Source organism: Nonomuraea sp. NPDC049709 (assembly GCF_040674815.1).
Lineage (GTDB): Bacteria > Actinomycetota > Actinomycetes > Streptosporangiales > Streptosporangiaceae > Nonomuraea.
In genome coordinates, this window is record NZ_JBFANM010000053.1 from 60,538 (window position 1) to 85,859 (window position 25,322).

Annotated in this window: 16 protein-coding genes; 6 read left to right on the top strand and 10 right to left on the bottom strand. The window is 73.2% G+C overall.

The window, feature by feature from the left end; translation table 11 throughout:
* Positions 1-38: 38 nt before the first annotated feature.
* Complete coding sequence (locus AB0J69_RS40935) at positions 39-2,351, top strand: serine/threonine-protein kinase (protein WP_364129372.1); 2,313 nt, start codon at positions 39-41, stop codon at positions 2,349-2,351.
* Here AB0J69_RS40935 and AB0J69_RS40940 read toward each other — a convergent pair.
* Entirely contained in the window at positions 2,348-3,262 is a 915-nt protein-coding gene (locus tag AB0J69_RS40940; RefSeq protein ID WP_364129374.1) for a pirin family protein, read from the bottom strand. The two genes, AB0J69_RS40935 and AB0J69_RS40940, sit on opposite strands and share 4 nt — an antisense overlap.
* Positions 3,263-3,327: 65 nt before the next feature.
* Here AB0J69_RS40940 and AB0J69_RS40945 point away from each other — a divergent pair, with 65 nt between their 5' ends.
* Positions 3,328-7,044: an AAA domain-containing protein gene (locus AB0J69_RS40945; protein ID WP_364129376.1), complete on the top strand. Its 3,717-nt coding sequence runs from the start codon at positions 3,328-3,330 to the stop codon at positions 7,042-7,044.
* 42 nt (positions 7,045-7,086) lie between these two features.
* On the opposite strand, the gene AB0J69_RS40950 is transcribed toward AB0J69_RS40945, so the two are convergent.
* Positions 7,087-8,208 carry an MBL fold metallo-hydrolase gene (locus AB0J69_RS40950; protein WP_364129379.1) on the bottom strand — a complete coding sequence of 374 codons (1,122 nt, stop codon included), beginning with the start codon at positions 8,206-8,208 and terminating at the stop codon, positions 7,087-7,089.
* 86 nt (positions 8,209-8,294) lie between these two features.
* Positions 8,295-9,083 carry an SDR family oxidoreductase gene (locus AB0J69_RS40955; RefSeq protein WP_364129381.1) on the bottom strand — a complete coding sequence of 263 codons (789 nt, stop codon included), beginning with the start codon at positions 9,081-9,083 and terminating at the stop codon, positions 8,295-8,297.
* A 111-nt stretch (positions 9,084-9,194) separates the two neighbouring features.
* Here AB0J69_RS40955 and AB0J69_RS40960 point away from each other — a divergent pair, with 111 nt between their 5' ends.
* Positions 9,195-9,770: a helix-turn-helix domain-containing protein gene (locus tag AB0J69_RS40960; RefSeq protein WP_364129384.1), complete on the top strand. Its 576-nt coding sequence runs from the start codon at positions 9,195-9,197 to the stop codon at positions 9,768-9,770.
* A 24-nt stretch (positions 9,771-9,794) separates the two neighbouring features.
* Here the strand turns inward: AB0J69_RS40960 and AB0J69_RS40965 are convergent, their stop codons facing one another.
* Both AB0J69_RS40965 and AB0J69_RS40970 read right to left on the bottom strand, forming a co-directional pair.
* Positions 9,795-10,553: a DUF3152 domain-containing protein gene (locus tag AB0J69_RS40965; RefSeq protein ID WP_364129387.1), complete on the bottom strand. Its 759-nt coding sequence runs from the start codon at positions 10,551-10,553 to the stop codon at positions 9,795-9,797.
* 90 nt (positions 10,554-10,643) lie between these two features.
* On the bottom strand, positions 10,644-12,122 hold the full coding sequence (locus AB0J69_RS40970) for an FAD-dependent oxidoreductase (RefSeq protein ID WP_364129390.1): 1,479 nt from the start codon (positions 12,120-12,122) through the stop codon (positions 10,644-10,646).
* 602 nt (positions 12,123-12,724) lie between these two features.
* Between AB0J69_RS40970 and AB0J69_RS40975 the strand changes: the two genes are divergently transcribed.
* On the top strand, positions 12,725-13,426 hold the full coding sequence (locus tag AB0J69_RS40975; protein WP_364129393.1) for a hypothetical protein: 702 nt from the start codon (positions 12,725-12,727) through the stop codon (positions 13,424-13,426).
* A gap of 232 nt (positions 13,427-13,658) precedes the next feature.
* Here AB0J69_RS40975 and AB0J69_RS40980 read toward each other — a convergent pair whose 3' ends face one another.
* On the bottom strand, positions 13,659-14,582 hold the full coding sequence (locus AB0J69_RS40980; protein WP_364129395.1) for a zinc metalloprotease: 924 nt from the start codon (positions 14,580-14,582) through the stop codon (positions 13,659-13,661).
* A 125-nt stretch (positions 14,583-14,707) separates the two neighbouring features.
* Between AB0J69_RS40980 and AB0J69_RS40985 the strand changes: the two genes are divergently transcribed.
* Positions 14,708-15,544 (top strand): MerR family transcriptional regulator, encoded by an 837-nt coding sequence (locus tag AB0J69_RS40985; RefSeq protein ID WP_364129398.1) that lies wholly within the window; start codon positions 14,708-14,710, stop codon positions 15,542-15,544.
* A gap of 482 nt (positions 15,545-16,026) precedes the next feature.
* Positions 16,027-18,477: a prolyl oligopeptidase family serine peptidase gene (locus AB0J69_RS40990; protein WP_364129400.1), complete on the top strand. Its 2,451-nt coding sequence runs from the start codon at positions 16,027-16,029 to the stop codon at positions 18,475-18,477.
* Between the two features lie 267 nt (positions 18,478-18,744).
* Here the strand turns inward: AB0J69_RS40990 and AB0J69_RS40995 are convergent, their stop codons facing one another.
* Genes AB0J69_RS40995 through AB0J69_RS41010 form a run of 4 tightly spaced genes read right to left on the bottom strand, consistent with a single transcriptional unit; the run spans position 18,745 to position 25,241 of the window.
* Entirely contained in the window at positions 18,745-22,161 is a 3,417-nt protein-coding gene (locus AB0J69_RS40995; protein WP_364129402.1) for a sugar-binding protein, read from the bottom strand.
* 13 nt (positions 22,162-22,174) lie between these two features.
* Positions 22,175-22,975 (bottom strand): carbohydrate ABC transporter permease, encoded by an 801-nt coding sequence (locus AB0J69_RS41000; protein ID WP_364129404.1) that lies wholly within the window; start codon positions 22,973-22,975, stop codon positions 22,175-22,177.
* Positions 22,972-23,862 (bottom strand): sugar ABC transporter permease, encoded by an 891-nt coding sequence (locus AB0J69_RS41005; protein WP_364129406.1) that lies wholly within the window; start codon positions 23,860-23,862, stop codon positions 22,972-22,974. The genes AB0J69_RS41000 and AB0J69_RS41005 overlap by 4 nt, the downstream gene beginning before the upstream one ends.
* 2 nt (positions 23,863-23,864) lie before the next feature.
* Complete coding sequence (locus AB0J69_RS41010) at positions 23,865-25,241, bottom strand: extracellular solute-binding protein (protein WP_364129408.1); 1,377 nt, start codon at positions 25,239-25,241, stop codon at positions 23,865-23,867.
* Positions 25,242-25,322: the final 81 nt, after the last annotated feature.

Genomic DNA, 25,322 nt, shown 5'->3' on the forward strand with positions numbered 1-25,322 from the left:
TCAAGCCGATTGCAAGATTCGAAGCTCATAATCCGGACATGCCGTCGATTACTGAGCTGAGAGCAGGAGACCCCGCCGCCCTCGGAGGCCACGAGATCCGCGGACGGCTGGGGGAGGGCGGGCAAGGAGTCGTCTACCTGGGGGTGGACGAGCAGGGGAGACAGGCGGCGATCAAGTGGCTGCGCCCCCACCTCGCGGGGGACGCGGTGGCGGCGGAGCGCTTCGCCAGGGAGGCCGCGGCGGCGCGGCGGGTGGCGCCGTTCTGCACGGCGCAGGTGCTGGCCACCGGCGTGCACGAGGAACGGCCGTACATCGTCAGCGAGTACGTGGCGGGCCCGTCCCTGCAGCGGGCGGTCGCCGAGGACGGGCCGCGCACGGAGCCGGCCCTGCACCGCCTGGCCGTCGGCACGGCCACCGCCCTCGCGGCGATCCACCAGGCCGGCATCGTGCACCGCGACTTCGGCCCCGCCAACGTGATCCTGGCCGGCGACGGCCCCCGCGTGATCGACTTCGGCATCGCCAGAGCGCTCGACGCGACCTCCACGATCACGTCCATGCCGGTGGGCACGCCGGCGTTCATGGCGCCCGAGCAGATCCTCGCCCAGCCGGTGGGGCCGGCGGCGGACATGTTCGCGTGGGGGAGCACGATGGTGTTCGCGGCCGGCGGGGCGGGGCCGTTCGAGGCGGAGACGGTGCCGGCGATCATCCAGCGGGTCCTCCACACCGAGCCGGACCTGTCCCGGCTCACGGGACCGCTGCGCGAGCTCGTCGCGGCCTGCCTGGCCAAGGACCCGGCCCGGCGGCCGACGGCCGAGCAGGTGATCCACCACCTCCTCCGGCAACCACCCGCCGACCCCCGGCAACCACCCGCCGACCCCCGCCGGCCGTCCGCCGACCTCCGCCAGGCATCGGCCATCGCCGGCTCCGGCCCGCAGCAGCCCCCACCGCCGACCGGTCCCCAGCAGCAGCCCCCACCGCCTATCGGGCCGCCGATCCAGCCGCCGATCGGGCCGCCGCAGTGGCGGCCGCCCGGCTCCGGCCATCCGTCCGGCCCGCAGCACCCCGCCGGCGCGCCCTGGCCGCCCCCGGCCGCCGGCCAGGGACCGGGCCACCAGAACGCCGCCGGCCAGGGACCGGGCTACCAGAACGCCGCCGACCAGGGGCCGGGCTACCAGAACGCCGCCGACCAGGGCTACCTCAGCGCATCCCACCAAGGTCCCGGTCACCAGCCGCCCGGGACGGCTCCGCATCCGCCGCCACTCCCGCCGCCACCCCTTCCGGGCAACCGGAGGGGCTGGCTGATCGGGGCGGCCGTGGCGGGGGTGGCGCTGCTGGCGGCCATCGCCATCGTCGCGGTCACCGTCGTCAACCTCCCGGCTGTGCCGCCGGCCCGCCCCACCGCCACGACCACGCCGGCCCCGTCCCCGACGCCGACCCCCGTGCCCACCGCGAACCTGGCCGCGGTCAAGCTCCCCGACACCGCCGCCACCATCTACGAGAGCCCGGCCGACCCCATCAGGCTCACCACGTACCTGGTCAAGGACGCCAAGTCCGGCGACTGGGTCTACTACCCCCGCGACTCCCTCACCGGATCGTTCACCGGCTACAAGAACACCTGGGAGAGCATGCTCTCGCCCGACGGCCGCTACCTGGCCCAGCGCGGCAAGAGCTTCGTCGACGGCCACGACACCGTGGAGATCACCGACAAGGTCACGGCCCGGCGGTTCACGGTCAGGACCTCGCGGCAGCCGCTCAGCGCGTACGTGCAGGCCTGGTCGCGGGACAGCACCCACCTGCTGGTCAACGTCGGCAACCCGGTCAAGGGCGTCTGGCAGTCCACCGGCTTCGCCATCGTGGACGTGAACACCCGCCAGGCCGAGGTCGCCTCGCTGCGGGAGGGCTCCCTCAAGGGCATCCGGTACGGCTTCGACCACACCGGCACCGGCGTGGTCGCCCTGTCCAACGACGCCGGCCAGCAGGCGCTGCGCTTCTTCGACGCCGGCGGCACGCGGGTGCGCCGCCTGCCGAACGTGGGCGCGGGCCTGGCCGACGCGCTGTTCTCGCCGTCCGGCCAGAGGTTCGTCACCGACTGCCCGGGGCTGCGCAGCGGCAACAACTGCGTCTACGACACGCGGACGGGGGCCGAGGTGAAGCGGGTCGAGTCGCCCTGCGCCGGCCTGGCCACCTGGTACGACGACGACCACCTGGCGTGCTGGGTGCGCCCGGACGGCACGGCGGACCGGCAGCAGATCCAGGTGATCGACTTCACCGGCAGGATGGTGCGCCTGCTGGCCGACGTACCGGAGAAGGCGACCAGCCTCGACGTCGTCTACACCTACACCCGCCGCTAGCGGACCCGGCCGCGCGGCTTGAGCCGCGTGCCGGGCAGGACGGGCGCGGGGAGCGGCTCCCCGTCGAACCCCTCGACGGAGCCGAACCCCTCGCCCTCCATCCACTCCTTCCGGTAGGCGACGATCTCGTCGTGGGTGCGGCCGACGAAGTTCCACCACATGACGATCTCCTCGCCGAACGGCTCGCCGCCGATCAGCAGCACCCGCCCGCGCCCCGACAGCCGCACCCCCGACCGCCCCGGCGGCAGGTACACCAGCGGCCCCGCCGCCAGCTCCGCCACCTCGCCGTCGAGCAGCAGCAGCCCGTGCTCGAACCCCGGCTCGACCGGCACCTCGCACGCTCCGTCCACGGCGATCTCGGCTCCCACGAGGGGGCTGTACGCGGTCGCGGGCGAGGTCACCCCGCCCAGCGACCCCATCATCACGGTCGCCTCGAATCCCCGCCCGGACAGCACGGGCAGCGACGCGTGGTGCTCGAAGCCCGGCTCGACGTGCCGGTGCCCGCCGGGCAGCGCCACCCAGAGCTGCACGCCGTGCAGCACCGTCTCCGGCGACTCCTCCGAGTGCGAGATGCCGCGCCCGGCGGTCATGAGGTTCAGCCGGCCGGGGCGGATCTCCTGCAGCGTGCCCAGGCTGTCGCGGTGCAGCACCTCGCCCGCGACCAGCCAGCTCACCGTCTGCAGGCCGGTGTGCGGGTGCGGCGGCACCCGCATGGTCGCCGTCTGCGGCCCGTACGCGTCCACGAAGCACCAGGCGCCGATCATGCGCCGGTGCGCGCCCGGCAGCGTCCTGCTCACCGCCATCGCGCGCGGCCCGCCCAGCGGCACCTCGCGCCCCTCCAGCACCTCGCCGCCGGCCTCCTCGCCGGCGGCACAGCGGATCTCCCGCGGGTCAAGCTCCAGGTTGCTCACGGCAAGACTGTACGTTCTGCCCGCCACGGGACTGCAAAGGCCCCACCAGGGCAGGAGAGACGTTCATGGCAGAGCCATTGGACAGCCGCAGGGCCACCCTGATCGAGGCGGCCCAGGCCAACTGGATATCGGCGCTCACCGACCTGGGCGGGCGCAACACGCTGCTCTACTACAAGGACCGGCGGGCCGGCACCCTCGACCTGGCCCAGGCCGATCCCGACAAGCTCGAACGCTTCCTGCGCACCGGCTCGATCAGGCTCACCCGGCTGTTCTCCGACGCCGACGTCAGGGCCGACGCCATCAGGCGCGTGCAGGCCATCCACCGCAAGTCCCGCGAACTGCTGGAGGAGCGCGGCATCAGGGCCGCGTACCTGGCCACCGGCATGGCCCGCTGGGACGAGCTGTTCCTGGAGCCCGCCGCGCCCGTGCTGCTGCGCGGCCTGACCATCACCCCCACCCGGGCCAGGCACGACGACTTCGACCTCACCCTCGACGACGAGTACGAGGTCAACCCGGTCCTGCTGCACAAGCTCACCACCGTCTTCGGCGCGAATTTCGGGGCGGACCCCGAGCGGGCCACCGCCGACCACGGCCGGCTGCGCGCGATCGCGGCGGCGGCCGAGGTGCCCGGGTTCGACATCGAGGACCGGCTGGTGATCGGCACCTTCACCTACTCCAAGCTGCCCATGGTCAGGGACATGCAGGCGGCCGGGGACCTGCTGGCCGACAGCGACGTGGTGGCCGCCATCGCGGGCGACCCGGGCGCGCAGGAGCTGCTGTCGGGCGACCGCGGCGATGCGCTCGCGCTGGACTCCCCGCAGGACGACTACTCGGTGCTGGACGCCGACTCCTCCCAGCGCAGCGCCATCGCCGCCGTGCTGTCGGGGCGCAGCCTGGTCGTGCACGGCCCGCCGGGCACCGGCAAGAGCCAGACGATCGCGAACCTCATCGCCGCGCTCGTCGCCAAGGGCAGGAAAGTGCTGTTCGTGGCCGAGAAGCGGGCCGCCATCGACGCCGTCCTGTCCCGGCTCAAGGGCGCGGACCTGGGCGACCTCGTGCTCGACATCCACGAGGGCACCCGTGACAGGCTGCGCATCGCCCGCGACCTGGGCGACACGCTGGACCTGGCGCAGACCGTGACCGAGGGGCCGGAGCAGGAGCTGGACCGGCGGCTGGTGGACCGGCAGCGGCGGCTGTCGCGGCACGTCGCCGGGTTGCACGAGCCGCACGAGCCGTGGGGGCTGTCGGCGTTCCAGATCCAGTCGGCGCTGCTCGGCGTGCCCGCGCAGGCGCGCACGCCCGTACGGCTGACGGACCCGCAGCGGATCGACGCGGAGGCGGCCGACCGGATCAGGGACGAGCTGCGCGAGTTCGCCCACCTGGGCGGCTTCACGCTGCGGCCGGGCGGCACCCCCTGGTACGGCGCCGCGCTGCGCACCCCCGAGCAGGCCCGGCAGGCCGGCGACCTGGCCTCGCGGCTGCACTCGCACCTGCTGCCGCTGCTGGCCTACCGGGTGGGCCAGGCGTGCGCCGCGGCCGGGCTGCGCGAGCCGGAGGGGCATCGCGAGCGGCTGGAGCGGCTGCGGCTGTTCGCCGGGGTCGCGGAGACGATGCGGCGGCTGTCGCCGCGCGTCTTCGAGGCCGAGCCGGCACGCCTGGCGGAGGCCACGGGGGAGCGCGCCCAGGCCGGGCTGCGGGAGCGGCACGCGCTGCGGAAGCGGGCGCGGGCGCTGTGGCTGGGCACCGGCAAGCCGGAACGCGCCGAGCTGCGCGCCGCGCTCGCGCGCGCCGCCGCCCAGCTCGCCGAGTGGGACGGGCTCCGCGCGGGAGAGGGGCCGGGCCGGTCGCCGTGGCCGCCGCCCGACCTGGGCGACCTGCTGCGCCTCCAGGGCGAGTGCGAGGAGCGGCTCACCTCGCTGCGCGCCTACGTACGCGTGCCCGACGACCCCGAGGAGGCGCTCGCCGCGCTCTGCGACGACCGTGACACCGCGTGGAAGCTGCCCAGGCTGTACGAGCTCGGCATGCGCCTCGACGGCCTGGGCCTGGGCCAGCTCCTCGACGACCTGGCCCGCAAGCAGGCGGACGCCGGGCTGGCCGCGGCCGCGTTCGACCACGTCTGGCACTCCTCGGTGCTCGACCACGTCAGGGTGAGCGACCCCCGCTACGCCGCCGAGCGGGGCGAGGCGCTGGACGAGATCGCCGGGGACTTCCGCGAGCGCGACGTCCGGCACCAGGCCGCCAACCGGGCCAGGGTGCGCAGGGCGTGGGCCGTCAGGCTGAGTGACGCCGAGGACCGGCATCCGCTGCAGGCCCGGGTGATCCGCAAGCAGGCCGCCCTGCGGCGGGGTCACCTGCCGCTGCGCCGGCTGCTGGACCAGGCGGGCGACGTGCTGTTCGCGCTCAAGCCGTGCTGGGCGATGTCCCCGCTGATCGTCAGCCAGGTGCTGCCCACGACCCGGCTGTTCGACGTGGTGATCTTCGACGAGGCCAGCCAGATCGTGCCCGCCGACGCGGTCCCGTCCATCATGCGGGCGCACCAGATCGTGGTCGCCGGGGACGACCGGCAGCTCCCGCCGACGAACTTCTTCCGCCAGGTCGCCGACGGCGCCGAGGAGGGCGAGGACGAGGAGAGCCTGGTGTCGTTCGGGGCCGGGTTCGAGTCGGTGCTCGACGCGCTCCGGCCGCTGCTGCCGACGTGGCCGCTGACCTGGCACTACCGCAGCAGGGACGAGCGGCTCGTGGCCTTCTCCAACGCGCGCATCTACGGCGGGGCGCTGACCACGTTCCCGGGCGTGTCGCGGGGTGACTGCCTGCGGCACGTGGTGGTCGAGCACTCACCGGTGGAGGGGGACGGGGAGGTGGGCAAGGTGGTGGAGCTGGTGCTCGACCACGCCCGCGCCCGCGCCGGCGAGTCGCTCGGCGTGATCGCGCTCGGGATGCGCCACGCCGAGCGCGTCGACCAGGCACTGCGCGAGGCGCTGGCCGGGCATCCGGAGCTGGAGGAGTTCTTCGCCGAGGACGCGCCGGAGCCGTTCTTCGTCAAGAACCTCGAACGCGTCCAGGGCGACGAGCGTGACGCGATCATCCTGACCGTCGGGTACGGCAAGCATCGCGACGGCCGCATGCGCTACCAGTGGGGGCCGCTGCTGCGCGACGGCGGCGAGCGCCGCCTGAACGTGGCCGCCACCCGCGCCAAGCACCGGCTGACCCTGGTCAGCTCCTTCTCCAGCCACGACGTGGACCCCGCCCGGGTGACCAAGGCCGGGGCCCGGCTGCTGGCCGACTACCTGGAGTACGCCGGCTCGGGCGGCACCCCGGCCGACGCCTCCGGCGGGACGGCGCTCAACCCGTTCGAGGCCGACGTGCGGGACCGGCTGGCCGGGTACGGCATCACGGTCGTGCCCCAGTACGGCGTGGGCGGCTTCCGCGTCGACTTCGCCGCCACCCATCCCCGCGACCCGGACAAGATGGTGCTGGCCATCGAGGCGGACGGGGCCTCGTACCGGGACTCGCGCAGCGTCCGCGACCGGGACCGGCTGCGCAAGGAGCACCTGGAGCGGATCGGGTGGAACTTCCACCGCCTGTGGTCCACGAACTGGTTCCACGACCCGCAGGCCGAGGCCGACAAGCTGCGCCGGGCGTACGAGCGGGCGGTCGCCGAGACCGACCCCGCCCCTGAACCGGCGCCCGCTTCTGGGCCCGCTTCTGGGCCCGCCCCCGCCCCTGGAACCGCTGCCGCGCCGGAGCGGTCGCCGGGCGGGGAGCTGGACCGGCGCGGCTGAGCCCCGGGGGGCGGGAGAGTCCCCGGTCTCCCGCCCCCCGGTTCAGCTCAGCGTCTCCCACCAGCCCTCGACCGGCGGGGCGGCGGAGGTGTCCACCGCCTCGCCCGGCCGGGGCACGACGATCTCGACGTCGCGGGCCTTGGCCTCCAGCCACAGCCGCTCGACCGGCTCCGCCCACGGGTGCAGGGCCAGCGTGAACGTCGCCCAGTGCACCGGCAGCAGCAGCCCGCCGCCCAGGTCGAGGTGGGCGTTGACGGCCTCCTCGGGGTTCATGTGGATGTCCGGCCAGGCCGGGCTGTAGGCGCCGATCGGCATCAGCGTCAGGTCGAACGGCCCGTGCGCCGAGCCGATGCCCCGGTATCCCGCGAAGTATCCGGAGTCGCCCGCGTAGAACACCCGCCTGGCCGCCCCGGCGACCACCCAGGACCCCCACAGCGTGTCGTTGCGGGTGAACGCCCGGCCCGAGAAGTGGCGGGCCGCCGTGGCGACGAAGCGCAGCCCCGCGACCGTCGCCTCCTCCTCCCAGTCGAGCTCGATGATCCGGTATGCCGGCACGCCCCACCGCTCCAGGTGCGCCCCGATGCCCAGCGGCACCAGGAACGGCGCCCTCTGGGTGCGGGTCAGCGAGCGCACGGTGGCCATGTCGAGGTGGTCGTAGTGGTCGTGCGAGATGGCGATCGCGTCGACCTGCGGCAGCTCGCCCAGCTCCACCGGCACCGGATGGTGCCGCTTCGGGCCGACGAGCTGCGAGGGAGAGGGCCGCCGGCTCCACACCGGATCGAACAGCACCCGCTTGCCCTCGATCTCCACCAGCGTGGAGGCGTGGCCGTACCAGACGGCGCGCACCCCGTCGGCGGGCGGCGGGTCGGACGGCGGGACGCGCAGCGGCACGATCCCGCCCGGCCGGCGCCGCTCCCGGTCCTTGGCCAGCTCGCCGACCAGGCTCACGGGCGGCGTGGTCATCAAGGTCGTCGCCTCGGGCATCGTGTTGACGAACGTGCCGTTCCTGAACTGCGGCGAGCGGCGTATCCTGGCCGCCCGGTCCGGCCCCGACGTCAGCGGCCGCACTCCCAGCTCGGCGGGAACCTCGCGCAACACCCAGCCGGCCGCGGCGAGGGCCGCGCCGCCCGCGAGGATCCGCCGTGCCGTCCGCTTTCCTGCCATCGCCCACTCTCCCCTGGAATTCTCTGCGTCCCGCTCGGCCGAACGGGACTCCCCGGTGGTCCTCTTCTACGATATATCGCGATAGGTCAGACGGTTTTGATCGCTCCTCCGTCGATGACGTAGTCGGCGCCGCTGACGCTTCCCGCGTGCGGCGATGCCAACCACGTCACCAGCGCGGCGACCTCGTCCGGTTCGACGAACCTACCGGTCGTCATTCCGGCGTTCGACGGCAGCCCCGCCAGGAAGTGCTCGTGTTCCACGCCGTGGGCCGCCGCGACGGCGGCGCCGTACCCGTTCTCGGCCTCCCACATCGAGGTGCGGGTGGCGCCGGGCGAGACCGTGGTCACCCGCACCCCCTGCGGGCCGAACTCCTCCGCCAGTGCCTTGCCGAACGCGGTCAGCGCGGCCTTGGCCGTCGCGTACGCGACCGGCCCCGTGTGCGGGATCCGGGCGCTGTTGGAGGAGATGTTGATCACCGTGCCGCGCTGCCGGAGCAGGCTCGGGACGGCGGCGCGGGTGGCGCGTACGGCGCTGAGGAAGTTCAGGTCGTGGACCTGGCGCCACACGTCGTCGCCGGTGCCCAGGAACCCGCCGACGAGATCCCCGGCCGTGTCGCCGCCACCCACGTTGTTGACCAGGAGGTCGAGCTCGCCCAGCTCGGCCAGCGCCCGGCCGATCATCTCCTCGGGCCCGTGAGCGGTGGACAGGTCGGCCGTCACGAGGGTGGCGCCGGTCTCCTTGAGCGCGGGCGAGATCGTCCGCGAGGCGGCCACGACGCGCATCCCCTCGCCGGTCAGCGCCCGTACGATCGCCAGCCCGATGCCCCTGCTCGCGCCCGTCACCACGGCGGTCTTGCCAGTAAGGCCCATGTCCATGGCGTGTTCTCCCGTAGTAGTCGCATCAGTTGTGATGCCTTGACCCTACGAGTTGCAACACTGATGACGCAAGTTGAGGGTTAAGGGGGACGATGCCGTACTCTGTGGGGCGTGAGTGACACGACCCGGGCACTGCGGTCCGACGCCGAGCGCACGGTGCGCACGATCCTGGAGGCCGCCGAGCGCGTGCTCAGCAGGAACCCGGCGGCCAGCATGGAGCAGATCGCCGAGGCGGCGGGGGTGGCGCGCACGACCGTGCACCGGCGCTTCGCCTCGCGCGAGGCACTGGTCGACGCGATGGCGGCGTGGGCCACCCGGCAGTTCGCCGAGGCCGTGGAGGCCGCCAACCCCGACACCACTCCGCCGCTGGTCGCGCTCTACCAGGTCACGGCCAACGTGCTGCGGGTCAAGAGCGACTGGAACTTCGCGATGAGCCGCGCGCTGTCGGCCGACCCCGAGGTGGCCAGGGTGCACGCGGACGTCGAGGAGCGCTGCGAGCGGCTGTTCCGCAGGGCCCAGGAGGCCGGGGTGCTGCGCGGCGACGTGGACCCGCTGTGGGCCAAGCGGGTCTACTACGCGCTGATCCACGAGTCGGCGCAGGTCCGCGACGGCGAGCCGGACGCCCTTGCCGCGCGCCTGGTCGACACGCTGCTGCGCGGCGTCGGCACGGGGCGCGGCCTGGCCTGAAACGGGTGCCCGCCGAGCCTCCGCTCAGCGTTCCTCGTCCCGCCCGCGATGGGGGAAGGGCCACGGGTTCGGGCGGCACCGGCCCAGCGACTTCGACTGCTGCGTCATGACAGGGGCCAGGCGGCCGGGCCCCGGGCAGGGACGGTGGCGGTGCCCCAGGCCGTGGCCGACCTCGTGGCTGATGAGATAGCGGCGGTAGGCGGCCAGGTCCGCGCCGTAGTGCGGGACGCCCGTCGCCCAGCGCAGGGCGTTGATGACCGAGCGGCGGCCGTTCCAGCAGGACAGCTCGCCTCCCGTGCGCAGCGGGCGGCACTGGCGGGTGGTGAGGCCGGGGCTGGACAGGGCGACGCGCACCCGTACGGGGCCGTGGTCGACCCGCTGGAAGCGGGCCCAGCCGCGTACGTCGTTGAGCGTCCTGTGCACCTCCGCGGCGAACTCGCCCGGGTCGAACGGCAGCCCGCGCTCCACCTCGACCAGGTACCGCACCACCGCTCCGCGGCCCGGCCGGGCGGGGGCGGTGCCGGGGACGACCGCGTACCGGCCAGAGGCCCTGTGCGGCACCTCGATCGGAGCCTGGCCCGGGGCACGGGGCGCGAGCGGTTTCGGCGGCACCGTGGGCGGTGACGTGGGCGGCGACGTCGGAGCTGCCGGTTTCGGCGGCGGTGGTGGCGCGGCCGGCTCGGTGGTGGTGGCGCAGCCGGCGGCCGCGACGAGCAGGAGCAGGAGCAGCGGCGGCAGCGGCGCCGGCAGTGGCAGCGACGGCGGCGGTGCGAGCAGCGGCAAGGCGGCCTCCCCACGACATCACGGTGGGGAGGTTTTCGATGTTACGTGGCTCCTTGTCGCGCTTGACGGGCAGGGTGTCTATCGTCCGCTTTAGGGTTTGGTGGGGGCATAGGGCGTGATGTCGATGGGCGGCGTCTCGCCGAGGGCGAGCGCGGCCGCGATCTGGCCGGTGAACGGGCCCGCCGTCAGGCCGTACGCGCTCAGGCCGGTCGCCACCACCACGCGACCCGTGAGGGGGCCGATGAGGGCGGAACCGGGGGCGTACACGGGACGCAGGCCGACCCTCGCCTCCGCGACCGTCGCGTTGTACAGCCCCGGCGCCACCCGCAACCCCGCCTGGATCACCTCGTCCAGCCCGCCCATCGTGACGCGCGGGGCGAACCCCACGTCCTCGACCGTCGCGCCGATCACCACCCGGGAGTCGGGGAAGCCCAGCAGGTAAGGGCCCATCCGGGGCAGGATCATGGGCCACCAGGCGGTGTCGACGCCCTCCATGGTGGCGTGCAGGATCTGCCCGCGCCTGGGGAAGACCGGCAACTCGACTCCCAGAGGCCGGCATACCTCCCCGGTCCAGGCCCCGGCCGCGACGATCACCATGTCGGCCTCGATCGGCACCCCTTCGTCGGCGAACCGCCGGGTTCCGGCGTCCATGGGAGCTGTGGGGGTGGGCGCGAGGGGCGCGGCCTGCCGCCAGGACGTGGTCTCGCCGCTGGCCGGCTCCTGCCCCGCCGAACCCACCTGCCCGCCGCCGGCCCGCCTCTCTCCGCCAACCGCACCGGCCCCGGCGCCCCCGGCTCCGGAACCACCGGCTTCTGCCCCGCCGGCTACATCCGTCCTGTCCGCGCCCGCTCCTGCGACCCCGCTACCCGCGTCGGCGCTGCCCGCGCCCGCTCTTACGCCCGCGTCGCCCGCCTCTGCGCTGCCTGCGCCCGCGTTGCCGGCGCCCGTGGGCGGCTGGGGCGCCGTGGTTCCCTCCGGGGGCTGCACCTCCCACTCTCCGTTCCAGGTCGCGCCCGTGCCGGCCAGGGGGTGCACGAACACCTGGCCGTCCGGGGTGAGCGAGGCGGCGCCCGTACGTACCTCCGCGCCCCTGGCCACGGCGGCGCGCAGGAGCGCGTCGCGTACCGACCGGCCGTCCACCCGCGCCGCACCCGGCACGAGGATCGCGCTCAGCGTGTCCGACAGCGGCGGGAACAACTCGGTCGGGTCGGGGACGTCGACGATGTCGCCCATCTCCGGCGCGTCGGGGTGGCGGCGGCGCAGCAGCGTCCGTACCGGCTCCAGATCGACCGGATCCTCCGCGACCAGCAGGGCGCCCACCTTGGCGTACCCGATGTCCTCGCCCAGTTCCTCCACCAGTCCGGGGTAGTGACGGGCGCCCTCGCGGGTCAGGCGGTACCAGTCGTCGTCCTCCGGATGGTCCACCCACGGGCACACGATGCCCGCGCCCGCCTGCGTCGCCTCGCCCGGGTACCCGCCGTCCACGACGGTCACCGTCGCGCCCCGGCGGGTGAGGTAGTAGGCCGCACCGGCCCCGACGATGCCATTTCCGATCACCACTACGCGCATGGTCACAATGTTCGCAGCCGAGGTGACCTGGGCCGATGACCGGGTTCGTCCACTTGCCATGCGGATACCTCGCCACGGCCTTCTCCGTGCCTGAACGCGCCGCTTGCCCGCTCGTGAAGGGTCGGCGGTTCGATGTGGCCGGGGGTGGGGGTACCGCCCGGGGGCCGCGGGTTTAGGGTCGGCGCATGGACGTCGTGGTCACCAGGATCGACCTGCCGCGCCCCGTCCGCGCGGCCGCGTCGGACGGGACCACGGTCTGGTGCGCGGAGGCCGGTGGTGTACGGGCCTACACGGCGTCCGGCGTCCCGCTGTCCTCCCGTCCTGACACGGCACCGAACCCGCCCACTCCGGGATCGGGTTCACGGCCCCCTTCACAGGCACCGGCATCCCGCACACGGTCGTCGGCACCCGGCGGACGGTCGCCGTCATCCGGTCACCGGCCACCGCCACCCGGTCACCGGTCGCCGGCGTCCGGTTCACGACCGTCGGCATCGGAGTTACCGCCGCGGACGTCGGAACCGCGGTTCCCGGCACCCGCACCGGCCTCGGATCCGCGGTTACCGGCGGCCGAGCTGTGGTCCCTGGCGGCGGTGCCGGGGACGGTGGCCGCCACGCCTGCGGGGGTGCCCGGCATGCTGGCGGAGACCGTGGTGGTGCCCAGGTCGTTCGCGGGACCGTACCCGTCGAACTCGTTACCGAAAGGGACGCTGGCGGGCGCCTCCCGGGACCGCGTCCACTGGCTCGACCCGTACGGCGTACCGCTCGCGGACGCGCCCTTCGACGGGCGGGTGGTGGCGGGTGGCGGGGAGATCTGGGCGGTCGGCGACGACCTGGCCCGCCGGCTCGCCGAGCCCGGCCACCTGGGTGAGCCGCTGGACCTGCCCGCCCTGGACCAGTGCGCCGTGGAGGGCGAGCGGCTGTGGTGGACGTCGAAGCGCGACAACCTGCTGCGCGGCGGCCCGAGAGAGGTGGACCTCGGGCGGAGGAAACGCGGCGCCATGACGGTGTGCGCCGGCTCCCTGTGGATCAGCGTGACCGGCGGGCTGCTGCGCGTGTCGGCCTGGTCGGGGGAGCCGGGGCGGTTCGTGGGGACGCCGGAGGGGCCGGTGCCGTTCCTGATCTGCGCGAACGGAGTCCTGGCGGGTGGCGGCCGTGACCTGTTCGTCCTCGCCCCGGCCGCCGGCGCCCCTCTCCACGTGATCAGGCTGGGGCTGGACGCGCCGCTCGCGCTGGTGATCGCGGCGGGAAAGCACGTCTGGGCCTTCCCCGCCGACCGCCCCGAGGCGCTGATCGTCTCGGTGTGAGGCCACGAGGCGAGGCCGGGAGGGAGCCGCAGCCGGCCAATCCTCGGCGACCTTCGACCCCTCGACGCGAACCCGACTTCGGACGGTGAGCCGACTCTGGACGGTGAGCCGACTTCGGACGGTGAGCTGGCCCCGGACGGTGAGCCGGCTCTGGAGGGAGAGCCGGCTTTGGATGGCCGGCCGGTGAGATCGTCGCCCGTCCCTCAGGCGGCGACGACCGTGGGCTGCCCGCCTACCGCCCGGTGGTGCCGGTCCTGACCTGCGACGACAGGAAGGACGACCGAGGCCCGGCCAGCGCCGCGTCCATCCGCTCGGCCTGGCCCTTCGTGAACATGAACATCGCCGCGTCCTCGACGTAGTCCATGTAGTTCATGAACATGTCCCCGTTGGGACCGTTGTCGCAGCTCAGCTTGGGGAACGTGGGAGTGCCGCGGTTCTGCCCCGCCTGGTTCGGGGTGTCGTCGACGAAGTCGCTGCCCGAGCAGCCGTCGCCGTCGTCGCCCCAGATGTGGCGCAGGTTGAACCAGTGGCCGATCTCGTGGGTGGCGGTGCGGCCCCCGTCGTACGGCGCCTCCGCCGTACCCGTCGTGCCGAACGCGCTGTGCCGGACGACGACCCCGTCGATGTCGGCGGGCCCTCCGGGGAACGTGGCGTACCCGAGCGCGTTCTTCAGCTCGCACACCCACAGGTTGAGGTAGCGGTCGGCGGGCCAGGCGTCCGAGCCGCCCTGGGCGTCGAACTTGACCTTGTCGTCCGGCTGGAACTCCCCGATGTCGGTCTGCCGGCGTACGACGCCCGAGGTCGGCTGCCCGTCAGGGTCCGTGTCGGCCAGCTTGAACTCCAGCCGCGCGTCGGCGGCCAGGTCCTTCCACACCTCGGGCACCTTGTCCGCGTCGGGGTTGGCCCGCCGGAAGTCCTCGTTGAGGACCTTGAGCTGGCTGTCGATCTGGTCCTGGCCGATGTTCTGCTCGGAGGTGTGGTGGACGACGTGGACCACGACGGGAATGGTGACGACCTCCTCGCGGGGGGCCGCCCGTGCGTTCTTCCTGGCGAACGTCTCGTTCTCGATGGCGGCGAGGGCGACGGCGTAGCGGGGTGAGGCGGCGAGGAGCCGGCGGTGGACGGGCATGGTGGCACAGCGATCGGAGCTGGACACGGGGGTTCCCTTTCGTACGCGGGGGAGGGAAATGGGGTTTCTGTACGCGTACCCGTACTGTAGCCGTTTAATCACTCACAGTTATGAGTTGAACCTACCGTGGCGGGAGGTCCTACCTTCGTACCGTGACCGAGAACCACGGCAGCGGGCGTCGCTGGAGCATCGGTGAGCTGGCCAAGGCCACCGGTGTCACCATCCGCACGCTCTACCACTACGAGGAGATCGGCCTCGTGCCGGCGAGCGAGCGGACCGCGTCCGGGCATCGCCGCTACACCGAGGCCGACCTGCGGCGGCTCTATCGCGTGCGGGCGCTGCGCGGGCTCGGGCTGTCCCTCGACGAGATCGCCCGCGTCCTCGATCGGCCGGGCGACGACCTGACGGCACTGCGCGCCCTGCTCGGCGCCCAGCTCGCCGAGCTGGACCTGCGGGCCGCGCGCATCGTCCAGCTCAAGGAGCAGATCAGCGGGCTGCTGTGGCTGCTGGACAAGACGATCATGCCCGATGCCGAGAAGTTCATGGCCACGCTGGAGCTGCACTCGGTCTACGAGTCCTATTTCAGCCAGGAGCTGCGCGACCACCTGGCGAGACGGCGGGCCGAGCTCGGCGAGGAGCGCATGGAGGGCTTCCGCGCGCAATGGCTCGACCTGCTGCGGCAGGTCCATCGGCACATGCTCGACGGCACGCCGGTGGAGGATCCCCGGGTGCAGCACCTGACCACGCAGTGGGAGGCGATGGCGGCCGGCCTCCAGACCGGAGACCAGCAGGTCGACGACCAGCTCACGGAGGCGGGCATGGCGCTGTGGCGCGACTCGGGGCCCGAGCTCAGCGCGGAGCTCAGCCGCCAGATCGACTGGCTGGACGCAGGCGACCTGCCCGCCGTCATGCAGTACTTCGAGCGCGTCAGAAAGGTCCGCGACACCCCTGGCACCCAGGGTGATGGGGAAACCCCGGGAGCGCCCTGATGCCTGGGAGATCAGGGCCGTAGAGAAAGACTCCCGAAGACGCAGACGTCCATGGCGTTGTGCAAACCCGCAGAAACGCCCGACGCCCGGGGCGGGGAGCACGGACGGCTGCCCGTGTGGAGGCAGACCCGGAAGAAGTGGTCGTTCCCCGGGGACGGCGCCGAAGACCGGGGAACGTATGGCCGCCTGGCCCGGAGTAAGGGACCGGGAGAGGTCCGGGCACCCGACCCGAAGTGGGTGGCCGGGAGAGGTCCGGGCACCCGACCCGAAGTGGGTGGCCGGGAGAGGTCCAGGCACCCGACCCGAAGTAGGAGACCGGAGAGGCCCGGGCGCCCGACCCGGAGAAGGGCCGGGGACGTATCGCCGCCTGGCCCGGAGCAGGAAGCCGGGGAGGCCGTGAGACGGCGGCCCGGTGAGATCGCCTTCGCCCTGAGCACGGGGGCGCATTCCGTGAGACATCAACCAGCAAGGAGAGCACGAACGTGAGCGCGAGCATGCCCTATCCCGGCGCGCCGGTCCGGCCGGAGCGCAACGAGGTCGGCGGCCTGGTGTTCGACGACCCCTACCAATGGATGGAGGAGGACGACGGCGAGGGCGTGGCGGAATGGCAGCGGGCCCAGGACGAGCTGGCCCGCTCCTACGTCCACGGCTGGCCGCACTACGACCGCCTCGCCGCCCGCGTCGGCGAGCTGGTCGAGCAGATGGACGCCCGCAACCTGGTGGTCCCGATGCGATGCGGCCCTCGGTGGTTCCGCGGCCGCATCCCCGAGGGCCGTGACCTCATGGTGCTGGAGACGGCCGAAGACGTGACGGGGCCGTGGCGTACGGTGATCGACCTCAACGAGCTGTCCAGCGACGGCGCACCACTGCGCATGAGCCCCCAGCCGTCCCCGGACGGCAGCCTGCTGGCCTACTCCCTCGACGCGTCGGGCCGCGAGCTGCCCGTGCTCAGGGTGATCGAGATCGATACGGGAAAGGTCATGCTGGACGGCGTACCACAGCAGCGGCCCGGCCTGGTGACCTGGCTACCGGACGGCAGCGGCTTCTTCTACATGGCCAACGAGAGCACGGACCCCCGGGCACCACTCCGCTGGCGGGTGTTCTTCCACCGCCTCGGCCAGCCGCCCCCCACCGAGCCGGAGCCCATCGACATCCCGCACATGTTCGCCATGCCCAAGATCTCCCGAGACGGACGCTGGGCACTGATCCAGGTCGACCACCTACGGCCCCGCCCCCACTACCTGGCCCGCCTCGAAACCCACTCGGCCCAGCGCCCCGGCACCCGCCCACAAGAAGCCGCCACAAAGACCGAGCACGACCACCCGAACGGTCTCCCGGCGGACCACCCGAACAGGCACCCGGCGAGCGGGCACTCGGCGGTCGGAGACCCACTGGGCGGGCACCCGGAGGGCAGGGGCTTGGCGGGCGGACACCCGGAGGGCGGAGGTCCGGTGGATGAGCAGCCGACAGGCGGTGATCTGGCAGGCGGACAGCTGACGGGCGGACACTCGGCGGGCGCAGAGCCGGCGGGCGCAGAGCCGGCGGGGCTGCATGCCGAACGCCCGGCCGAAAGCCACAGCGCCGACCGTCCGCATCAACCCCTGGACGAACAACCAGGCGTCTCCTGGCAGTGGCGTGAGTTCATCACCGACTCCGACCATCTCTACAAGGGCGTGATCGTCGGCGACTCCTACGTGGCCGTCACCACGGCGGGCGCCGCGCGCGGACGGCTGGTACGCATCCCCCTCGACAGCCCCGGCGACCCGGCCACCTGGACCGAGCTGATCCCCGGGGGTGACACCGTGCTCACCGGTGTCACACTGGTCGGCGACCGGCTGGTGCTGGGCGAGCTGGTGGACACCGTCTCCCGCGTACGAATCCTGGACCTTGACGGCAAGGAGCTCGGTGAGGTGCCGCTGCCGGGCCGCGGCTCGGTCAGCTCCGTCGCCCAGGGCGTCATCGCTGTCGGTGTGATGGACCAGGTCATCGGCTGCGAGGACGCCATCACCTTCGGCTACACCTCCTACACACAGTCCCCGACGGTCTACCACTACGCGCTGGAGACCGGCGTCCTGACCCGGCTGCAGGGGGCCGGTCACACCCTGCCCGGCCTGGTGACCAGCCGGGTGTGGGCCACCTCGGCGGACGGCACCCGTGTGCCGTGCACCCTGGTTCACCGCGCCGACCTGGACCGCTCTCTCCCGCAGCCCACGCTCCTCCACGCGTACGGAGGCTTCAACATCGCCGAGCTGGCCTCCTACCTGGGCCCGCTGGCCGCCTTCGTCGAGGCGGGCGGCGTGTACGCGCACGCCCACGTGCGCGGGGGCGGCGAGTTCGGCCTGCAGTGGTGGGAAGGCGGGCGGCTGCACGCCAAGCAGAACTCCTTCGACGACCTGTACGCCGTCGCCGGGCAACTCATCGCCGACGGAGTCACCACACCCGACCGGCTGGCCGTCCAGGGCGCCTCCAACGGCGGCCTGCTCGCCGCCGTGGCCGTCACGCAGCGGCCCGATTTATGGCGCGCTGCGGTGTGCACGGCGCCGAAGCTGGACCTGATGCGCGTGGTCCGCGACCCGGTGGGCACCGCCGCGACCCTGCCCGAATACGGCAACCCGAACAACCCCGCCGACGCCCCCGTGCTCATGGCCTACTCGCCGTACCACCACGTGGAGTCCGATACCGCATACCCGGCGATCCTGCTGGACGCGGGCGCCAACGACCCACGCTGCCCCGTCTGGCACTCCCGCAAGTTCGCCGCCCGAGCCCAGGCCGCCACGACCTCCTCCCACCCGGTGCTGTTGCGGGTGTGGTCGGGTGCGGGGCACGGGGGCACGGGGTGGAGCACGATCGTTCAGCAGCAGACCTACTGGCTGGCGTTCGTCATGCGCGAACTGGGGCTCACCCCGCTACCGCCCGACCACACCACCGGATGACAGACACCAGAGCACCCTTACGGCCACGCCGCTCGGAGCACTGGTCTGTGCAGTTGTGTGGTTGCCTGTCTCCCTGGGCCCGGGTGCTGGTGTGCCGCCAGGGGTAGGCGCGTGTGGTCGCCTGTCTCCAGGGGTTGGCCGTGCGGTTGTGTGTCTGCAGGTCACGGATTCGTGCGGTTGTGTGTCTGCAAGCCCCGGATTCGTGCGGTTGTCCGCCTCCAGGGGCGGCCCCTCGCGGTTGTGTGCCGGAGGGGCCGCCGGGTGGCGTCAGCGTACGGGTACCTGCGAGGCCGCTGTGCCGCCGCTGGGCGCCTGCCAGCCGACCACCACCGTCGGCCGGGCGGTCAGCGTGCGGGTCAGGGGGACGGTCACCGTCCTGGTGCCCTTGCCGGGTACGGTCACCACGCGGCTGCCCGCCGTGCCGTCGGCGTCCCGTACGAACAGGTGGGCCTTGCCGGAGGCGGCGGCACGGAGGGTGACCTGGACCGTGTCCTGCCCGGCGGACGCCGTGAGTGCCCGGGCGCTCTCGGCGGCCGTCGCCGCGGGGCCGCCGGCCAGCGGGACGTGGACGCGTACGGCCTGCTCCAGGGACTGCGGCGAGTCCAGGCTGGACAGTGCCGTGTCGGGGATCACCGCGTCGGGCGGGGTGGTCGGCCGGTCAGGTGGAGGCTGGTAGCCGGGCAGGGAGGCCACACCCCACCGGTACGGGTCGCCCTGCACCCCGCCCCAGGTCGACCAGCCGATCCGGGTCTGGCCGGTCTTGTCCTGGGTGTCGGAGTCGTAGACCAGGATGTTCATCCCGAGGTGCGCGGGGTCGACGGCACCGGGCAGGACCTCCATCGGGATGGACATCTCCACCACGTACTCCCCGGCGGACACCTTCGAGGCCACCCGCATCCCCGGAGCCGTCTGGGCGCCGGGACCCTGCCGGTTGTCTGCGTCGCGCAGGTGGCAGGGCGGGCCCTCGGCCGTCACCGGCAGCACCGCGGCCTTGAACGTCGTGGAGGTGTTCTCGGAGCTGCCGCGCGGGTCGAGGGTGACCTCCACCGAGTCGGTACGCCAGTGCCGTTTGCAGTCGGACGTGGCCAGGCGCGTGCCCAGCACGTCGTCCTTGACGTGCACCAGCATGTACAGCGTGTCGTCGTGCCAGGTGACCTTGGCGGTGCCGGAGCAGTCGGCCGCCGACGAGCACGCGGTGCCCTCCCAGAGGCGGGAGATGTTCAGGGCGGTGCCGGCGTACTCGCCGTCACCGTCCGTCCCGTCCACGGCCGGGGCCGACGCCGCCCGGGGCACGGAGGCCGCCGGCACCAGCTCCAGGGCGGGGCGGCTGGTGCTGGTGCCGTCCTGGCCGGTGGTGGTGATGGTGTACGCGTAGTCGCCGCCCTCGTTGGAGGTCTTGAGCGAGGGGTCGGAGTTGGTGACGGTGAACGGCACCGTGGTGCTCGCGCCCGGGCTCAGATCGTTGTACGCGGCCTCCGTACGGTCGGCGGTGAACCCGGCCGGCAGGTCCAGCCGTACGCTGCCGGACCGCGCCGCGCCGCCCACGTTCGTGACCACGACGCCGATCTGCCGGGTGCCGCCCGACGGGAGGGTGAGCACGGGCGTGACCAGCCCGCGCAGCTGCGGCACGCCCACGTCCGTGGTCCACTTCTCGTACTGGGCCACCTGGGGGAGCGGCTGCTGCGCACCCCGTACGGACGGGCCGAGCTCGACCTGCCGGTCGGTGTGGCCGCCGCCCCGCTCCGTGGTGAGCGTGGCGGCGATGCGCACCCGCCCCCCGGCCCCGGCCCCGGTTCCGGACGGCGGGGTCACCGTGAACGTGGCCGAGCCGCCACGCCCGGCGCCGATCCTGCCGAGGTTCCGCTGATGCGGCTCGGTGACAGCGCCCTTGACCGCCGGGGAGTTGCTGCCGGACGCGAGGGAGCCGTCGGTTCTGGTGGGAGCGCCGGCGACCTGCCAGCCGTCAGGGACGCGGAGCGTTACCGATGACCGGCCGAGCGGCTCGCGGGGTGGGGCGGTGACGGTCACCTCGACCGTGAACGGCGTCCCCGGGTGCACGTCGAATGCGCTGGTGCGCAGGCCGAGCTGGGTGCCGAGCGGGACAGCGCCCTTGGCTCTGGTCAGCGAGCCGTCGAGAACGGCCGTCGGCGCGGCGGCCGCCGGGGAACCCGGCTCGGGGAACGGCACCCGCGCGTCCACCTGGGTGAAGAAGTCGCAGCCCAGCTGGGCAGGGTCGGCCGGCACGTCGGGGAAGCCGGCCCAGCCCTGGGAGGCGTACGTGCGCTGCGCCTCCCGTTCCACGGCCGCCCACGTCTTGCCGCGTTCGGCGGAGGTGCGCCCGCTCCACACGCCGAACACGTTCTGCGCCGGATTGGCCGGGCGGAACGTCGAGCCGCACGCCTGCCCGGTCTGGGAGGTGCCGCGCGCCCCGCCGGTGAGCAGGCGGGCCGGGGCGAAGGGCCGCAACCCCTCGCGGGTGATCTGCTCGGGGAACACCTTCGGATCGGCCGCCGCGTAGTACGCCTCCACGGCCAGCCGTGCCGCTTCCTGGTGGTTGCCGTGGTTACCGGGCGTGGGAGCCGGGTCCATGGTCAGCAGGACCTCGGGCCGGGTCTGGCGGACGAGCCTGACGACCTTCTCCAGCGTGTCGCCGCCCCACACCTGGTCGGTCAGCGGGGCACTGACGGTGTAGTAGAAGTCGACGTCGTCGAGGTTGAACACCTCGCTCACGGCCGCCTTCCCGACCGCCGACCGCTCCTCGGCCTCGCGCAGCAGCCCGAGCGCCGGCCCCTCCTCGGGCCCGACCGCGTTGCCGCCGCCCTCGCCCCGGGTGACCGTCACGACGCCGGTACGAACGTCGTGATCCTCGTTCCACTGGCCCAGCGTCGACAGGGTGAACGCCTCGTCGTCGGGGTGAGCACCGACGAACAGCGCGTCGAGATCGACGGGGGTGGCGGCTCCGCTGGTCGAATCGTTCGCGGAGGCCGCCTGGTTCCCGGTCGAAGGAGCCTCACCTCCGGTCGAAGGGGCCTCACCTCCGGTCGAAGTGGCAGGCGAGGTCGGCTCACCGCCGGTCGGAGGAGCGGGGAGCCCTTCTGCGGACTGGGCCACGGTGGATAGGGCGGCAGTGGATGAGGCCGCGGTGGATAGGGCGGTGGTGGGTGGGCCCGCGGTGGATGGGGCGGCGGTGAGTGGGCCCGCGGTGGATGGGACGGCGGTCGATTGGGCGGCGGTCGATTGGGCGGCGGCCCGACCGGCTGAGGCGTAGGTGGCGGCGCCCCAGGCCGGTGAGGCGGTGTGGGTGGCGGGGCCGCCAGTCGGCGCGGCCAGGGCGGGGGCGGTGGGCAGGAGTGCGAGTGCGGCTGTGGTGACGAGCGCCGCCAGACGGCGCGGTGCCCGCCATGCTCCCCGCGTCGCGGCGCTGGTCGCGGTGCCGGGCGCAGGGCTGGTCACAGGGGTGGTCGCGCCGACGGGCGCAGGGTCGGGCGCAGGGCTGGTCGCGGCGTTGGGCGCAGGGCCGATCACGGAGCCGATCACGGAGCCGGGCGTGGGGCCGGGCGTGGGGCGGGTCACGGGGCCGGGCGCGGGGCCGGGCGCGGGGCGGGTCACGGTGCCGGGCGTGGGGCCGGGCGGGGTGCCGGGTGTGGGGCCTGGCGTGGGCGTGGCCGTGGGTCTGGTACGCATCGGACCTCCGGGGTTAGTCGCGGACCGCCCCCTGGAGCAGCCCGCGGACGAAGTGGCGCTGGAGGAACAGGTAGAACAGCACGACAGGGGTGGCGACGATGACCGAGCCGGCCGCCAGCAGCGTGAAGCCGGAGGTGTACTGGCCCTGGAAGAAGGCCAGCCCCAGCGGCGCGGTGCGCAGCGACTCGCTGGTCACCATGATCAGCGGGATGAGGAACTCGTTCCACGTCCACATGAAGACCAGCACGGTCAGCGTGACGACGGCGGGCCGGGCGGGCGGCAGCAGCACCTGCCACAGGATGCGCCAGCTGGAGGCGCCGTCGATGCGGGCCGCCTCGACGATCGCCCGGTTGGAGGCCCGGAAGTACGCCCGCATCCAGAACGTCCCGAACGCGACCGACAGCGCCACCTGCGGCAGCGAGATCGACCAGAACGTGTCGATCAGCCCGAGCGAGCGCAGGTCGAAGTAGAGCGGCACCGCCACGGCCTCGCTCGGCATCATGATCCCGAGCATGAACAGGTAGAACAGCACCGATTGCCCCCGGAAACGCATCGTGCCGAAGGCGTACCCGCTCAGGATCGACAACACCACGCTGACCACCACGACGAACGCCGACACCGCCAGGCTGCTGCGCAGGTACGTGCCGAACCGGCCGACCTCCCAGGCCGCCGCGAAGTTGGCGAGCCCGGCCGTGCCGCCGCTGTCGGCCGGGCCGAGCGCGGCGGACAGGATGACCACGATCGGGTAGAGCGCGAACGCGGCGAACACCGACAGGATGACGTAGTTGGCCACCCGCTCACCGCGCGAGATCACGAGACCCTCCTGTCCGCGAACCGGTTGATCCCGAACGAGATCACGAAGATCACCACGGTGAGCGTGACGCCGATGGCCGCCGCCGAGCCGACCTGGCCCAGCCCGAAGGCGCGGTGGTAGACCTCGTACGACGGCACGGAGGTGGAGTCGCCGGGCCCGCCGCGCGTGGTGACGTACACCAGGTCGAACGTGCGCAGCGCGGCGATCACGGTCAGCGTCAGCGCCACCGCGATCTCCCCGCGCACCGACGGCAGCGTGACCGCGAAGAACTCCCGCACGGCCCCGGCCCCGTCCAGCCGCGCCGCCTCGTACAGCGACGTGGGGATGCGGCTCATCCCGGCCAGCAGCAGCACCGTCACCAGCCCCGTCTCGAACCACGTGCCCACCACCCCGACCGCCGGCAGCGCGAACGTGTAGTCGCCCAGCCAGCCCCGCGTCAGCGAGTCCAGCCCGAGCGCGCCGAGCAGGGAGTTGAGCGAGCCGTCGGGGGCGTACACGCGCCGCCACGCCACCGCCACCACCACCATGGCGATCACCTGCGGCAGGAACACCACGGTGCGGAAGAACCCCAGCCCGCGCACCTTGGCGTGGTTGAGGATCGCGGCCAGCGCCAGCCCGATGGCCAGCGGAAAGACGGCGTAGAACACCATGAGCACCAGGGCGTGCGCGAAGGCGGCGCGCAGCCCCTCGTCCGCGACGATGGCCACGTAGTTGTCCAGCCCGGCCCAGGTGCCCAGGGACAGCCCGTCCCAGTCGTACAGGGAGATCTGCACGGCCCGGCCGATCGGGTAGAGCAGGAACACCGCGTAGACGGCGAAGGCGGGCAGCAGGTAGAGGTAGGCGACGCGGCGGGGCTCGCCCGGAGGCCCCCCGGCTCGGGCTGCCATGCTCAGTCGTTGCTCTCGGCGAACGTCTGGTAATCCTTCTCCAAGGTGCCGAGGAACTCCTGCGGCGTGGCCTTCTTGGCGAGCAGGTCCTGCAGCGCCGCGCCCAGCGTGTCGGCGAACGTCGGGGTGGCGTAGTCGAGGTACGGCACCAGCCCGTCCTTCGCGCTCGCCGTCCCGAACGCCGTGAACACGTCGCGCTGCGGCCCCTCCGCCACCGTCTGCGCCCCGGTGTCGGCGACGGGCAGGTTGCCGGTGTCGGTGAGCACCTTCATGGCGTCGGCGTTGGTGATGAAGTCGATGTACGCCGCCGCCGCGTCCGGGTTGGGGCTCTTGGCGGTGATCGCGAACGGCAGCCCGGTGCCCCCGGTCGCCACCGGCGCGGCGCCGTCCGTGACGCCCGGCGGCAGCATGAACCCGAGGTCCGAGCCCAGCGCCTTCTGCAGGTCGGCCAGCAGCCAGGTGCCCGCGATCAGGAAGACGCCCTTCCCCTTGCCGAACGCCTGCCACGCCGCGTCGTAGCCCTGCCCGTTGAAGCCCTTGGCGAAGTAGCCCTTGTCCACCCAGTTCGCGAGCTGCTCGGCGGCCTTGACGTTCTCGGGCGTGTTCCAGGAGGCGCCCTTGCGGCCGAAGGCCAGCGCGCCGATCTGGTCCGGCGGGACGCTGCGCCCCTGTACGGTGCCGAACACGTGCACGGCCGGCCACTTGTCGAGGTTGCCGAACTGCAGCGGCACCTCGCCGGCCGCCTTGGCCTTGTCCAGCGCGGACTCGAACTCGGCCCACGTCCTCGGCGGCGCCAGTCCCAGCTCGGTCAGCTTGGCGGCGTTGTAGAAGAGGCCGACGACCTCGCCGACCTGCGGCAGGCCGTACAGGTTGCCCTCGCCGAAGAGCTTGCCGTCGGCGCTGTAACGCGAGTACCGCAGCACCGACTCCGGGTAGCGCCGCTGCCACCCGTACGCCTTCGCGTAGGCGTCCAGCGGGCGGAGCTGGCCCGCCTTGACGAACGCGCCCATCGAGGAGCGGCCGTTGTTGGCCTCCACCACGTCCGGCGGCTCGTTGCCGCTGAGCGCCAGGCGCAGCGTGGTGTTGAGGTCGTCGAACGAGCGGGACACCCGGTTCAGCTTGATGTTGGGGTATTTGGCCTGGAAGGCGGTGTTGAGTTTCTCCATCTGGGCGGCCTGACCGCCGCGTACCTCCTGGTCCCAGACGGTCAGGGTGACGTTGCCGAGGGAGGCGGCGTCGGTGCGCACCGGGGCGCCGCTCGGCTGCGCGGCGGGGGTGGTGGGGGGAGGGGCGGAGGAGCCGGGCGCGCACCCGGCCAGGACCACGGCGCTCGCGGCGAGCAGGGTGAGAGTCCTGGAACCGCGCGGCTGTCGCTTCATGGGGTCACTCCTTCTGCGCGGACACGCGGGGCGTGCCGGGGTCCTCGTCCGCGGGTGGGGGAGGGTTGTCGTCCCTGGGCG